The organism is Pseudomonas sp. R1-15, from assembly GCF_051132085.1.
Classification (GTDB): domain Bacteria; phylum Pseudomonadota; class Gammaproteobacteria; order Pseudomonadales; family Pseudomonadaceae; genus Aquipseudomonas.
The window spans coordinates 4,839,602-4,853,727 of the sequence record NZ_CP071660.1; the positions used below are offsets into that span (position 1 = coordinate 4,839,602).

Below are 14,126 nucleotides of genomic sequence, written 5' to 3' on the forward strand. Positions count from 1 at the left end.
TCGATTCGTTAGCCCCCTTCCTATACTCAACCCGCTTACCCAGCCCCGCCCGAACCCAGTGCTTACCCGGCACTCAGACCGTTCCGGGCAGCCCACCGGCAATATCCGCTGTAACCCTGCGACTGTTCCTACCCGAAACAGCGACAGCGCCCCAACCCACATCCCTGGGTGTTCGACCATAATAATTCGCTCCAACGGAGCACATGACTGTCAGGGATAACCGCATGACCACCACCACTTGCAATGACGCTGTGGCGAACCAACCGACCAACTCGGCCACCCGCGTGGCAACCGCGAGTTTCATCGGCACCGCCATCGAGTTCTACGATTTCTACGTCTACGCGACCGCTGCCGCCCTGGTGATCGGGCCGGTATTCTTTCCGCAAACCTCGGGCACGGCACAGATGCTGTCGTCCTTCCTGACGTTCGGCATCGCCTTCCTCGCCCGGCCGCTGGGCTCGGCGCTGTTCGGCCATTTCGGCGACCGGATCGGGCGCAAGTCCACCCTGGTGGCGTCGCTGCTGCTGATGGGCGTGTGCACCACCCTCATCGGCGTGCTGCCCGGCTACGCCAGCATTGGCGCGTGGGCGCCGATTCTCCTGTGCCTGCTGCGTTTCGGCCAGGGCCTGGGACTGGGCGGTGAATGGGGCGGCGCGGCGTTGCTCGCCACCGAGAACGCCCCGAAAGGCAAGCGCGCCTGGTTTGGCATGTTCCCCCAACTGGGCCCGTCCATCGGCTTCCTGGCGGCCAACGGATTGTTCCTGACCCTGGCCATGACCCTCGACGACGAGCAGTTCCGCTCCTGGGGCTGGCGAATTCCGTTCCTGCTGAGCGCCGCCCTGGTCATCGTTGGCCTTTATGTGCGTCTCAAGCTCCATGAAACGCCGGTCTTCGCCAACGCGGTGGCCCGTCAGGAACGGGTGAAAATCCCCTTGGTCGAGCTGTTCAGCCAGTATTGGGCGCCAACATTGCTCGGCGCGGCCGCGATGGTGGTGTGTTACGCCTTGTTCTACATCTCGACGGTATTTTCCCTGAGCTATGGCGTGTCCACCCTCGGTTACAGCCGCGAGACCTTCCTCGGCCTGCTGTGCTTTGCCGTGCTGTTCATGGCCGCCGCCACGCCGCTATCGGCCTGGGCCAGCGATCGCTACGGGCGCAAGCCGGTACTGGTTATCGGCGGCGTCCTGGCGATTGCCTCGGGTTTCCTCATGGAACCGTTGCTGACCCACGGTTCTACCGCTGGCGTGGCATTGTTCCTGTGCATCGAACTGTTCCTGATGGGCGTGACTTTCGCTCCCATGGGCGCGTTGCTGCCGGAGCTGTTTCCCACACACGTGCGCTACACCGGCGCGTCGGCGGCCTACAACCTGGGCGGCATCGTCGGTGCGTCGGCGGCACCGTTCTTCGCCCAGAAACTGGTGGCGATGGGCGGCCTGAGCTACGTCGGCGGATACGTTTCCGCAGCGGCGATGCTCAGCGTTATCGCGGTACTGTGCCTTAAGGAAACGCGTCATAACGACTTGAATCGCATCGGTTGAAGCGGTGGCGAGGGATCATTCCCTCGCCACATCAACCTGTCGCCAGCCTGAACGCAGACCATTGAAATAACCCCTGACAATTATCCAGCATTGAAACAACCCCTCACCTGCCCCATCTAAGACCCATACTCCATTGCGCAGGTGCCCCATGAGCGACCAGCACTCGACTGAAGCAAACGACGAATACGCAGACGCCGAACAGATCGAACACACCGTTTCCGGTACGGGCCTGGCCCTGCCCGGCCAGAGCCTGCCGGACAAGGTCTACATCATCCCGATCCACAATCGTCCGTTCTTCCCGGCCCAGGTACTGCCGGTCATCGTCAACGAAGAACCGTGGGCCGAGACCCTGGAGCTGGTGGCCAAGTCCGATCACCATTCCCTGGCGTTGTTCTTCATGGACACGCCCCAGGAAGACCCGCGCCACTTCGACACCTCGAAACTGCCGCTGTACGGCACGCTGGTGAAGGTCCACCACGCCAGCCGTGAGGCCGGCAAATTGCAGTTCGTTGCCCAGGGCCTGACCCGCGTGCGCATTCGCACCTGGCTCAAGCACCATCGCCCGCCGTACCTGGTGGAAGTCGAATACCCGCATCAGCCAAGCGAGCCGACCGACGAGGTCAAGGCCTACGGCATGGCGCTGATCAATGCGATCAAGGAACTGCTGCCGCTCAACCCGCTGTACAGCGAAGAGCTGAAGAACTACCTCAACCGCTTCAGCCCCAACGACCCTTCGCCGTTGACCGACTTTGCCGCCGCGCTCACCTCCGCCACCGGCAGTGAGTTGCAGGAAGTGCTCGATTGCGTGCCGATGCTCAAGCGCATGGAAAAGGTCCTGCCGATGCTGCGCAAGGAAGTCGAAGTGGCGCGGCTGCAGAAAGAGATTTCCGCCGAGGTCAACAGCAAGATCGGCGAACATCAGCGCCAGTTCTTTCTAAAGGAGCAACTCAAGGTCATCCAGCAGGAGCTGGGCTTGACCAAGGACGATCGCAGCGCCGACCTCGAACAATTCGAGCAGCGCCTGGAGGGCAAGGTGCTGCCGGCCCAGGCACAGAAACGCATCGAAGAGGAAATGAACAAGCTCTCGATCCTGGAAACCGGCTCGCCGGAATACGCTGTCACACGTAACTACCTCGATTGGGCAACATCGGTGCCGTGGGGCGTGTATGGCCAGGACAAACTTGACCTCAAGCACGCCCGCAAGATTCTCGACCAGCACCACGCCGGCCTGGACGACATCAAGGACCGCATCCTGGAATTCCTCGCGGTGGGCGCCTACAAAGGCGAGATCAGCGGTTCGATCGTCTTGCTGGTTGGACCTCCGGGCGTAGGCAAGACCAGCGTCGGCAAGTCCATTGCCGAATCCCTCGGGCGGCCGTTCTATCGTTTCAGTGTCGGCGGCATGCGCGACGAGGCCGAAATCAAGGGCCACCGACGCACCTACATCGGCGCCCAGCCGGGCAAGCTGGTGCAGGCGCTCAAGGACGTCGAAGTGATGAACCCGGTGATCATGCTCGACGAAATCGACAAGATGGGCCAGAGCTACCAAGGCGACCCGGCTTCCGCGCTGCTCGAAACCCTCGACCCGGAACAGAACGTCGAATTCCTCGACCACTACCTGGACATGCGCCTGGACCTGTCGAAAGTGCTCTTTGTGTGCACAGCGAACACCTTGGACTCGATTCCCGGCCCGCTGCTGGATCGGATGGAAGTGATTCGCCTGTCGGGCTATATCACCGAAGAAAAGGTCGCCATCGCCAAGCGCCACTTATGGCCCAAGCAACTCGCCAAGGCCGGCGTTTCCAAGGGCAGCCTGAGCATCAACGACAGCGCCCTCAAGGCACTGATCGACGGTTATGCCCGGGAGGCCGGCGTCCGTCAGTTGGAAAAACAGCTGGGCAAACTGGTGCGCAAGGCGGTGATGAAGCTGATCGACGAGCCGAAAGCCGTGATCAAACTCGGGCCGAAAGATCTCGAGGCGTCCCTGGGCAAACCGGTATTTCGCAATGAGCAGGTGCTGTCCGGCGTGGGTGTGATCACCGGGCTGGCCTGGACCAGCATGGGCGGCGCGACCCTGCCGATCGAGGCAACGCGTATCCACACGCTCAATCGCGGCTTCAAGCTCACCGGGCAACTGGGCGAAGTCATGAAGGAATCGGCTGAAATTGCCCACAGCTACGTCAGTTCGCACCTGAAGCAATTCGGCGGTGATCCGAAGTTTTTCGATGAGGCTTTTGTTCACCTGCACGTACCGGAAGGCGCCACGCCCAAGGACGGCCCGAGTGCCGGCGTGACCATGGCCAGCGCCCTGCTGTCCCTGGCGCGTAACCAGCCGCCGAAAAAAGGCGTGGCCATGACCGGTGAACTGACCCTTACCGGGCATGTCCTGCCGATTGGCGGCGTGCGCGAAAAAGTCATCGCGGCGCGTCGGCAGAAGATCAATGAATTGATCCTGCCGGACGCCAACCGGGGCAATTTCGAGGAACTGCCGGACTACCTCAAGGAAGGTGTCACGGTGCACTTTGCCAAGCGGTTTGCGGATGTGGCGAAGGTGTTGTTCTGACGGTCCTGTAGCGCCTGTGCTGACGCCTTCGCGAGCAGGCTCGCTCCCACATTGGATAAGTGTCGTTCACAGCGTTTGTGTTCCACACCGAACCCTGTGGGAGCGAGCTTGCTCGCGATGGGGCCCCTCACAACCAACACACCTCATCTGACACACCCGGTAGCATCTTCGGTTATGCTCGCCGTTCGTCGTGAACGCCGGAGCCCTTATGCCTCTCACCCGCCTGCTCGTACCCGTCAGCCTCGCCTTGTTGAGCGCCTGTGCCATGCAACCGAAACACAACGTGACGGTCGAGAAGCTTAGCCAATGCCCGGTGCAGCTCAATAACGGCCAGAACCTGATCCTGAGCCTGCCGACCAACCCCAGCACCGGCTACCGATGGACGGTTCAGGATTCAGCCGGCGGCGTGTTGAAGGCGTTGGGCCCGGAGGTCTATCGCAACCCGGAAGACGCCGGCATCGTCGGCGCCGCCGGGGTGTCAACCTGGCGCTTCCAAGCATTCAACGCCGGCACCGGGCGCTTGCGCCTGACGTATCAACAACCCTGGGCGCCTGAAGTACCGCCCGTGGAAACCTTCGACTGCGCCATTTCGGTGAATTGAACGTGGGTTGGCTGATACTCGTGCTGATGGGTGTGGCCACCTTTCTCCACCAAAAACATCACTAAACAGAGATCAAATGTGCGAGCGAGCCTGCTCGCGATAGCAATCTGTCAGCCAACCGAACGACTGGCTGAACCATCGCAATCGCGAGCAAGCTCGCTCCCACAGGTTTTTTGGTTAAAATGCCGGCCTTTTCACTATCCCTGCCGCCGGAACCGTCGTGAGCAAAGAACCCGATCGCCTATTCGCCCAGCCGCTGGCCCAGGTGCCCGACTTCGCCTTCAATGAAGACGTGGTTCGAGTGTTCCCGGACATGATCAAGCGCTCGGTGCCAGGCTACCCGACCATCGTCGAGAACCTCGGCGTGCTCGCCGCGCAGTTCGCCCAGCCCAATAGCGTGCTGTATGACCTCGGTTCGTCCCTGGGCGCGGTGACCCAGGCGCTGCGCCGTCATGTGCGCACCGACGGTTGCCGGGTGATCGCGGTGGATAACTCGGCGGCGATGGTCGAGCGCTGCCGCGAATACCTCAACGGCCAGGACTCGATGTTCCAGGAGCTGTTGCCGGTGGAGGTGATCGAAGGTGACATCCTTGCGCTGGCGTTCCAGCCGGCCTCGGTGGTGGCGTTGAACTTCACCCTGCAATTCATCGCACCAGAACAACGCACCGCGTTGCTGACCCGCATCCGTCAGTCCTTGCTGCCCGGCGGCGCCTTGATCCTCTCGGAAAAACTGCGCTTCAACGATGCCGAGGAACATGCCCTGCTGACCGACCTGCACGTGGCGTTCAAGCGCGCCAACGGCTACAGCGAACTGGAAATTGCCCAGAAACGCAGCGCCATCGAAAACGTCATGAAGCCCGACAGCCTCGAAGAACACCGCGAGCGCCTGCTGGCGGCCGGCTTCTCGAAAGTCGTGCCGTGGTTCCAGTGTCTTAACTTCGCCTCGTTGATTGCCTTGCCATGATTGACCTGTCCCCCCTCGCCCGCCATCTGGCCGGCACGCCCCTGGCCGACTGGGCCGCGACGCTGCAAACGCAGCTCGATATCAAGATGGAAAAGGGCCACGGCGACCTGGAGCGTTGGCAAAGCGCCCTCGATGCGCTGCCGGCCTTGCAGCCCACCACCGTGGATCTGCTGAACGGGCTGACGTTGGACGCAGATTGCTCTGACGAAACCCGCGCCCAAATGCGTACCGCGCTGATGGGTCTTTCTCCGTGGCGCAAGGGCCCGTTCGATCTGTTTGGCGTCCACGTCGACACCGAATGGCGCTCGGACTGGAAATGGTCACGCGTCGCCCCGCATCTGGACCTCAAGGGCAAGCGCATCCTCGATGTCGGCTGCGGCAACGGCTACTACATGTGGCGGATGCTCGGTGCCGGCGCGGACACGGTGATTGGCGTCGACCCGAACTGGCTGTTCTTCTGCCAGTTCCAGGCGGTGCAGCGCTACCTGTCACAGCCCAACGCCTGGCACCTGCCGTTCCCATTCGAAGCCCTGCCGCCGGAGCTGGAAGGTTTTGACACGGTCTTCTCCATGGGCGTCTTTTACCACCGCCGCTCGCCGATCGAGCATTTGTTGGCCTTGAAGGACTGCCTGGTAAAAGGCGGTGAGCTGGTGCTCGAAACCCTGGTGATCGAAGGCGACGAACACCAGGTGCTGGTGCCCGAGGACCGCTACGCGCAGATGCGCAACGTCTGGTTCCTGCCGTCGGTCCCGGCCCTGGAACGCTGGCTGCGCCGCGCCGGGTTCAGCGATGTGCGCTGCGTGGACGTCAGCCTGACGACCGTGGAGGAACAGCGCAGCACCGAGTGGATGAAGTACCAGTCACTGAGTGATTTCCTCGATCCTGCGGACCACAGTAAAACCATCGAGGGACTGCCGGCGCCGATGCGGGCGGTGATTGTGGCGCGTAAGTAAACAGCCCAAGCAACACGACACCCTGGTAGGGAGCAATGGGACTCTAAAGGATTGCCCATCATTGTGGCGAGGGAGCTTGCTCCCGCTGGGCTGCGCAGCAGCCCCAAACCCGCCAACACGATGCACCTGGAATAACCGGTCAGCAGGTTTTACGACTGCTGCGCAGCCGAGCGGGAGCAAGCTCCCTCGCCACAGGGTTGTGTATTCAATTTTGGGATCTGGCTCGCCTGGCCTTGAAAAACTCACTCAACACCGCGCTGCACTCCTCCGCCAACACCCCGCCCTCGAACATTACTCGATGATTCAAGAATCCCTGGCTGAAAAACTGCCCCTGGCTCTGCACGATCCCAGCCTTGGGTTCCAGCGCACCGTAGACGACCCGGGCGATGCGTGAGTGGACGATGAGGCCGGCGCACATGCTGCACGGTTCCAGCGTCACATACAGCGTGCTGCCAGGCAGGCGATAGTTGCTCACCGCCTGGGCAGCGGCGCGGATGGCGACCATCTCCGCGTGGGCGCTGGGGTCGTGGCCACTGATCGGGCAGTTGAAGCCACGCCCGATGACCTCACCATCCTGCACCAGCACTGCGCCCACCGGCACTTCGCCCAGCGCGGCGCCTTGGGCGGCGAGGGCCAGGGCTTCACGCATGAAATCCTGGTCACGGCTGCGGTCGATGATCCGCGCGGGACGAATCTGGCGCATCACGCCACCTCGATGGCGGCCATCAGGCCGGTTTCCATGTGATCGATCACATGGCAGTGGAACATCCACACCCCCGGGTTATCCGCCACCAGCGCCACCTGTGCCCGCTCGTTCTTGCCCAGCAGGTAGGTGTCGGTGAAATACGGAATGACCTTGTGCCGGTTCGACGCAATCACCTTGAAGCTCATGCCGTGCAGATGGATTGGATGCTGGTACTGGGTCATGTTCTTCAATTCGAATATGTAGCTCTGGCCTTTCTTCAGCGTGGCAATCGGCCGATCGGCGCAGGTCTTGTCGGTGATGTCCCAGGCCTTGCCGTTGATCTGCCACAGGCTCGGCGGCTTGCCGTTGTCGACATTGACCGAGACCGAACCGACCCATTCGAAATTGAAGTTGAGTTTCTCCGCATTGGCCAGGTCCGGCTCGGCCACCGGGTTAGCCGGCAGTGCCGGCGGCCACTGGCTCGGTGCGTCGTTGTTGGGCACCGAACGCAGCGTCCCCAGGCGCACCGGGCCATTGCGCAACGACAACTCTTCACCGGCCGGCGGCGCCTTGATCGCCAGGCAGATGCGCATACCCGGGCCCAGCCAGTACTCCTTGCCCAACGGGCGCGGCGCGACGGGGTTGCCGTCGAGCGCATAGATCTGCGCCTCGACGCCGGGGATATTGATGCGGTAAGTCAGCGTGTTGTCGAGGTTGAGCAACCGCACCCGGGTAATCTGCCCGGCCGGCAAATCAATCACCGCCCGGGGCACGCCGTTGATCGTCGACAGCCACCCGGCGGTGCCGCCACGCGCCGCCTCGCGAGGGATACTGAACGCGACGAACTCGCCCTGCTCGTCCACATGCCAACTCTTGAGGCTCAACGTCTGCTCGTATTTGAAGCCGGTAGGCTCGCGCTCTTCGATGATCAGCGGCCCCACCAGCCCGCGTCCGAGCTCCTCGCTGCTGTTGACGTGCGGGTGATACCAATAACTGCCGGCGTCCGGCACGCGGAATTTGTAATCGAAGTACTCGCCTGGCAACACCGGCAGTTGCGAGACATACGGTACGCCGTCCATCTCCAGTGGCAAGCGGATGCCGTGCCAGTGAATGGTCGTCGCGACCGGCAAATGGTTGATGAATCGCACCCGCAGCCACTCGCCCTGGCGCACCCGCAATTCGGTGCCCGGCGCTGACGGACCAAAGGCCCAGGCCTGGGTCTTGTGCCCGGCCACCAGTTCCACATCCAGCGGCGCCGCGATCAGTTCATAGTCGTGACCGGCCTCGGCATCGGCCATCTTGCCCAACCAGTACCGCGACGCGCCTCCCGCACCTACGCCAACGACAACAAGACCGGCCAGGCCACCGAGTATTTGGCGACGGGTAAAGGACATGAACGCGACTACCTCTTGAATCTGCGGCGGGCCGGTGGGGCCCGGAAAAGGCGAATACGATACACCTGCAATTGAGAAATATTAAGTGAAGGATTGTCGCGGGGCGCGCTCGGGCGATGAACCCCTTTTTCAAACTTGATGTCCAGGCAATGGATTTGTGTTGCTTCGTCCCACCGGAAAATGTTCGGATACCGGTCTAAGCGGGACCGCACGGTATCTTTCATACAAAGGGATTTATTCATGAGCAAAATTGGCGCTTGCATCACTCTGTCTGCAACCCTGGCATTTGCCGTATCCACAGCTTTCGCGGCGGTTCCCACCGATATTTCGGGTGTCGCCCTTGGCTCGACTCTGGAAGAAGCCAAAGATGCGATCATGAAAGCCAACCAGGCCTATACGATCAGCCCGCTGAAAACTGTCGATGGCACCGAGGCCGGCGTGACAGCCGTGACCAACAAGACTCTTGCCCAAGCCGACCAGTTTGCCGCGCTTCAAGACGATGCTGGCAAGGTATGGTTTGTCGGGCATATGAAGCACTACGAAGAAGGGTCGCGTATCCCACTCGACAATCTGGTGGCATCGCTGACCGAAAAATTCGGCCCGACCTCGTTCCGCAATTCCCAGATGGGAGAAGTCATGTACTGGGAGTTTGACCGAAACGGCAAGCTGTATAAGGGTGTAGACCAAGTCTTTAACGACCGTGGCATTGGTCCTTGCGCGCAGGTGCACTTTAGCAATATGCATATTCCTGGCGTTTCCTTCCCTGCACCACAAAACTTCCCATCCGAGTGCAGCCTTCTGATCATGGCTTATTCACAACCTGATCAGGACAAGATGGTGCGTGAGTTTTCTCTGAGCGTAACCGATGTCAAGAGCATGTATGACCAGTTGAATGCCAAAGAGACGCAAGCAAAGGCGGAACAGGCCAGGAAACTGGAGGAAGAAAAATCCAAGGCGGCCAAACCGAACATCTGACCCCCCGGGACGCAAAAGGCCCGCATCATCCGGGCCTTTGCTTTTTTGCTAGCGACTACCGCTCAAAACATTCCCAGTCAATCGTCGTCGGCGGCTTGCTCGACACGTCGTATCTCACGCGAGACAAGCCTTCGATTCGTTGACGAGTTCAGGACTGCCTCCCAATCAAAGCCTCCAGCTCTTTGAAAGCCATGCCAGGCATTCACCGGCCTTCTTTCGCCACGCTGACCTGCAATGCCACCTAGGCCACATCCAATACGTTCCCGGTAGGCGGACAGTTGCCTCTGGCCTGCAGCCGATCAACACGATGCGCAGAGGGCGACTCCTTGAATGTCAAAAAATGGCGGGCTCCTTTCTCCGCTCTTGTGCCGGTAATGGTTCAAGATATGTGAGCAGCCTGACAAACAGGAACAACCTCCCCTAGAATGCCTCCGTGGCTATGGAACACCTTCCTTCTAACCTCCTATGATCTAGGGGTTCTGCTCTCCACACCGCGCCTGCTTCTTGCAGGCGTTTTTACATCGACGCGACGTGACGCTGCAACTCACTCACTACGACGGCCAAGGAAAGACATCAAGCATGGATCAGGAGCTGTTTTTGCGTCGTCGTACAAAGGTTCACGTTCCTGAGGGCACCGGCGGTGCAACGCGCGCTCAGGTCGCGTCGGCTGTCCAGGAAATAGCAGCGTTCCGATGCGTGCTATCGGAGCCACTGATCGAGCAAATCGGCATGCTCTCGGCGGCAGAACTCACGAACTGGCTGCGCGACGTTATCGGAGTGCTTCGGCGACAGACCGGCGCTCATGTGCACCACCAGCCATTTTATCCTGACTTTCCAGAGCAGGTTCTGTCAGCCTCAGCGGCGGAGTTGTACCTTAACGCCGTCATTCACTACCTCACGCTTTGGCGTTTGCCTCCGAGCGAACACTCTCGACCTGTGATGCTTGAAGGAAACTCCATATCCCGAGTTCTCGAACTGGGCAGCGTCTCCGAGTTCGAATCATTGCTCGAGCCGCTGGTTTCATCGCGCACCTCGCTCTCCGAAGTGGAAACAGCCGATGTCGTCTGGTTTATCCGAGCGTACAGAAGCGATGTGTTCCGTCTGCTGCCTGAGGCCGTCCCGTTCCGGGAGATTCGCGCACTGGTTGGCGGCGCATTGCTCCTGCATGTAGCCGGCGATGCACGGGTGGACGTATTCCTGGAACAAAACGTCGAAACGGCGACAGATGTGCTACGACTGGCGGTCGCGCTGAGTGGAGGCGACGTGTCACTGACGACAGCTTCGACACGTTTCACAGCGATGAAGCGCGCGACGCGCCGTCTGCTGTTGCGCCTACTCGATCGCGCACCCAACGCCGGGGAGGATGTGATGCGTCATGCCGAACGCTGGAAACGCTTGGCCGAAATACTGCATCCGGGGGAGTACGCCGATAAGTATCCACGAGCACTCGCCGCCATCACGGCAGCGCGCCGCAACGACCCGCCGGCCTCGTTTGGATCACGTGTCGAAACAATGCTTGCCCAGCGTCAGATCGCCGCGCTTACGCCCTTATTGCAGGAGCGTCCCGGTGAGTTCGCACGACGACTGGATGTGACCTTGCGCCGCGCGACCGAAGCAGACGCTGTACTCGACGCGTTCGAGACCGTCGCGGTACAAGTGTCCACACCTATCCTGTTGCAGCTGCTGGCCCAAGTACGAGCCCCGCGCCCCCTGCCCTTGCGGGCTTTCACGCCGAAAGGGGCATTGGCCAAGATCTACGGCATCGAGGATCGGCGCGAACCTCTCACACCAGAAGTGTTGGCGCGTGCAGCCCAAATTTGCCAGGACGCACTCATAAAGCGTTTTGCATCGCTGCTGCCGCTAGGCCGCTGTTTCATCGATCCCGCACTGCGCGAATACAGGGTGCCGCTGGCACAACGTGCCGCATCGAAGTCGCTGCGTACACTGGTGCGAGGCAGCCGGTTGCCTATGCCTGACACGCGTTTCATTCGCCTGTTCCTGTGGTGGAAGAACGGCCGTGAACGCACGGACATCGACTTGTCCGCCGCATTTTTCGACGCCGACTTCGTGTTCACGCAAACTGTCGCGTACTACAACCTGAAGGGGTTCGGCGGCTATCACAGCGGCGATATCGTCGATGCACCCCACGGGGCTTCGGAGTTCATCGATCTCGACCTTGATGCCCTCGTCGAGAAGGGTATCCGCTACGTGGTCACGTCCATCAACTCATTCACCGAGCAGCCGTACTGCGATCTCCCCGAGTGCTTCACTGGCTGGATGGCCCGTGCCGACGTGGCATCGGGTGAAGTATTCGAACCGCGATCCGTGATCGACCGTCTCGATATCGCATCCGACACCGGGATATGTCTGCCATTCGTGATGGACATACAGGAGAGGCGCGTGATTTGGGCCGATCTGGGGCTCACGTCATCGCCGCGGTGGAACAACGTTCAGAACAACCTGAGTGGGATATCGTTGATGCTGCGGGCTTTGGTGCATACACCACGTCCGGATTTGGAGACGCTGTTCGATTTACATGCACGAGCCCGAGGAGAACGGGTGGCTTCGCCACAACAGGCACAGGCGGTATTTGCGCCTCATCAAGGGGTAACTCCGTTCGATACGGACTTGATTCGATCACAATTTCTCTAATAGCTAAGCCAGCCGTTGCCATCCAATCCGGGCGTAACGAACTTCGCATGAAGGGCCTCAGCGGTCGACGGGCTTCCCCGGACGATATCGATCAATCACAGCAACCCCCGCTCCGCCGTCCTCCGCAAACGCCCGCGAGACGGCGTCAACGATTTCAGCCCACACCCCGACCTGTTGCAGGACAGGCATTTCCTTGGCAAGCACATTGCTCAACTCGCCGCGATTCTGCTCGATTGAGCGCAGCACTCGATCCGCTTGGTGGTCGGGCATCTCGACTACCTCCTTCAGCACCGCCCGCGCCCGCGCGTGGCTGCGCAGATAACGAGACTCTTCGCGCATCTGCTCAGTCAACGTCCGGCCAATGATATTGGCCAGAAACACGGTATGAGGTCCGAGATCCGGATAACGCCACAGCGGTCGGGCCTGGTCAGCGCCCTGAAAAGAGAAGTTCGACACCACACCATCTGGATAGGTCGTCTGTGTGGGCTCGAAGACTACTCGCTCGCGTACAGCCTGCATGAGCGGCTTGGACACCTGGTCCAGCACCCGGTCGTAGCTGCGGCGCTCGCCCACGTCATCTGTAATGACCGCTGAGATCGGCAGAATTACCGGATCCGGAATCGCGCCGTCGCGTCGCAGTACGTCGTTGACCAAAAACCGGTGCACACGACCGTTGCCGTCAGCGAGCGGGTGTATATAGACGAAACCAAAGGCTGCGACTGCGCTGCGCATTACCGGCGACTGGCCCTGCGTCCTTTCGAGGAACACTCCCAGCCCTTCAAGCATCGCGTCGATTTCATCGGCCGCCGGGGCGACGTAATGAACGACCTGCTCGTAGCGCACCGTTTCGCCGACGAAAACCGGAGACTGACGCACGCCGAAGTGAGTGATCGTCGTCCGATCACCGAGAATTTCCTGCTGCAACTCTGCCAGCGCGGCATTGCTCAATGGGACCGCACCTTGCCCTGTACGACGCGCTATTACGTCGGCAAAGCGTTGCACCCGCCCTACCCGGTCGGCCTCGCCTTCGATGGCGAAGCTGGCCTTGCTCTCGCGTAGCGTCATCCAGACCGCCGACCGCATCAACAGATCCTCGCCGAACTCATCTGTCAATTCACCGAACAGGCGTGGAACGTCCAGTTCGACCGCACGCATTACCGCCTCGGTCTTGACCACGCAAGGACAGAATTTGCGCGTGCCGGGCAGGTTGTCATTTACCCGCCAGCGCTGCACCTTGACCACTCGGTCTCGGGATGCCGACACCAGCTTGGCCTCGTCAATGGCATCGACATAATTGCCGCCTAAGCGCTCGGGCACGACCAGAGCGTCTCCGGTCAGCCATTCATATAGAAACGCAGCACGACGCGCGTACTGCCCAGTAGGCTCGACCGTAACCCAGTCCTGGACGAAAACAGGCCCGGTCTTCTCGAACAGACGGGCAAGGAACTCCAGATGCGGGACTTCATGGCGCAGATGGAACTGCAGATGTGCAGCAATCTTCGCATCCGGGCGCATCGCCTCGGTGTAGGTCTCCAGACGAAAGCCATCGGTGACTTGAGTTGCGCGTCGCCCGCCTACTTGACTCATCACCGGCAATCGCCCCAAAGGCTGCACATCATAGATTTGGGCCAGCCAGGCGGCGCCTATCGCGTCTGCGGGGAAATCGGTCATATAGGGCCTCCGCGGACAAGTTGAGTTTTAGGGGCTAAAAAATGATGTCGTGCCGCCTGATCTGGTCAGTTAACGATTAAGATGGGATAAAAACGATTAGATAACAAGATCTGTGCGCAAAAACGATTAT

10 protein-coding genes are annotated in these 14,126 nt (G+C 60.5%); 7 read left to right on the plus strand and 3 right to left on the minus strand.

Annotated elements, in window-relative coordinates; genetic code table 11:
• The first annotated feature begins 224 nt into the window (after nucleotides 1-224).
• The 5 genes from J3P97_RS21815 to cmoB all read left to right on the plus strand — a co-directional run bounded on the left by J3P97_RS21815 (nucleotide 225) and on the right by cmoB (nucleotide 6,619).
• The gene (locus tag J3P97_RS21815) at nucleotides 225-1,538 is read left to right on the plus strand and encodes an MFS transporter (RefSeq protein WP_434672746.1); all 1,314 of its coding nucleotides are present in this window, start codon (nucleotides 225-227) and stop codon (nucleotides 1,536-1,538) included.
• Nucleotides 1,539-1,686: 148 nt separating this feature from the next.
• A complete protein-coding gene (gene lon, locus J3P97_RS21820) occupies nucleotides 1,687-4,101 on the plus strand; it encodes an endopeptidase La (protein WP_434601755.1) in 2,415 nt (804 codons plus the stop codon).
• Nucleotides 4,102-4,309: 208 nt separating this feature from the next.
• Nucleotides 4,310-4,702, plus strand: a complete 393-nt coding sequence (locus tag J3P97_RS21825; RefSeq protein WP_434672747.1) for a protease inhibitor I42 family protein — start codon at nucleotides 4,310-4,312, stop codon at nucleotides 4,700-4,702.
• A gap of 220 nt (nucleotides 4,703-4,922) precedes the next feature.
• Complete coding sequence (gene cmoA / locus J3P97_RS21830; protein WP_305499021.1) at nucleotides 4,923-5,666, plus strand: carboxy-S-adenosyl-L-methionine synthase CmoA; 744 nt, start codon at nucleotides 4,923-4,925, stop codon at nucleotides 5,664-5,666.
• Nucleotides 5,663-6,619, plus strand: coding sequence for a tRNA 5-methoxyuridine(34)/uridine 5-oxyacetic acid(34) synthase CmoB (cmoB, locus tag J3P97_RS21835; protein WP_434655944.1), 957 nt, complete (start codon nucleotides 5,663-5,665; stop codon nucleotides 6,617-6,619). The genes cmoA and cmoB overlap by 4 nt, the downstream gene beginning before the upstream one ends.
• Before the next feature lie 205 nt (nucleotides 6,620-6,824).
• On the opposite strand, the gene tadA is transcribed toward cmoB, so the two are convergent.
• Together tadA and J3P97_RS21845 are read right to left on the minus strand one after the other, a co-directional pair.
• A complete protein-coding gene (gene tadA, locus J3P97_RS21840) occupies nucleotides 6,825-7,322 on the minus strand; it encodes a tRNA adenosine(34) deaminase TadA (RefSeq protein WP_434672748.1) in 498 nt (165 codons plus the stop codon).
• Nucleotides 7,322-8,698, minus strand: a complete 1,377-nt coding sequence (locus J3P97_RS21845) for a multicopper oxidase family protein (protein WP_434672749.1) — start codon at nucleotides 8,696-8,698, stop codon at nucleotides 7,322-7,324. Before J3P97_RS21845 ends, tadA begins: the two co-directional genes overlap by 1 nt.
• A 240-nt stretch (nucleotides 8,699-8,938) precedes the next feature.
• Between J3P97_RS21845 and J3P97_RS21850 the strand changes: the two genes are divergently transcribed.
• Nucleotides 8,939-9,673 carry a hypothetical protein gene (locus tag J3P97_RS21850; protein ID WP_434601760.1) on the plus strand — a complete coding sequence of 245 codons (735 nt, stop codon included), beginning with the start codon at nucleotides 8,939-8,941 and terminating at the stop codon, nucleotides 9,671-9,673.
• 579 nt (nucleotides 9,674-10,252) lie between these two features.
• Nucleotides 10,253-12,325 (plus strand): TerD family protein, encoded by a 2,073-nt coding sequence (locus tag J3P97_RS21855; protein ID WP_434672750.1) that lies wholly within the window; start codon nucleotides 10,253-10,255, stop codon nucleotides 12,323-12,325.
• A gap of 57 nt (nucleotides 12,326-12,382) precedes the next feature.
• On the opposite strand, the gene J3P97_RS21860 is transcribed toward J3P97_RS21855, so the two are convergent.
• Nucleotides 12,383-13,996 carry a Fic family protein gene (locus J3P97_RS21860; protein ID WP_434672751.1) on the minus strand — a complete coding sequence of 538 codons (1,614 nt, stop codon included), beginning with the start codon at nucleotides 13,994-13,996 and terminating at the stop codon, nucleotides 12,383-12,385.
• Nucleotides 13,997-14,126 lie beyond the last annotated feature (130 nt).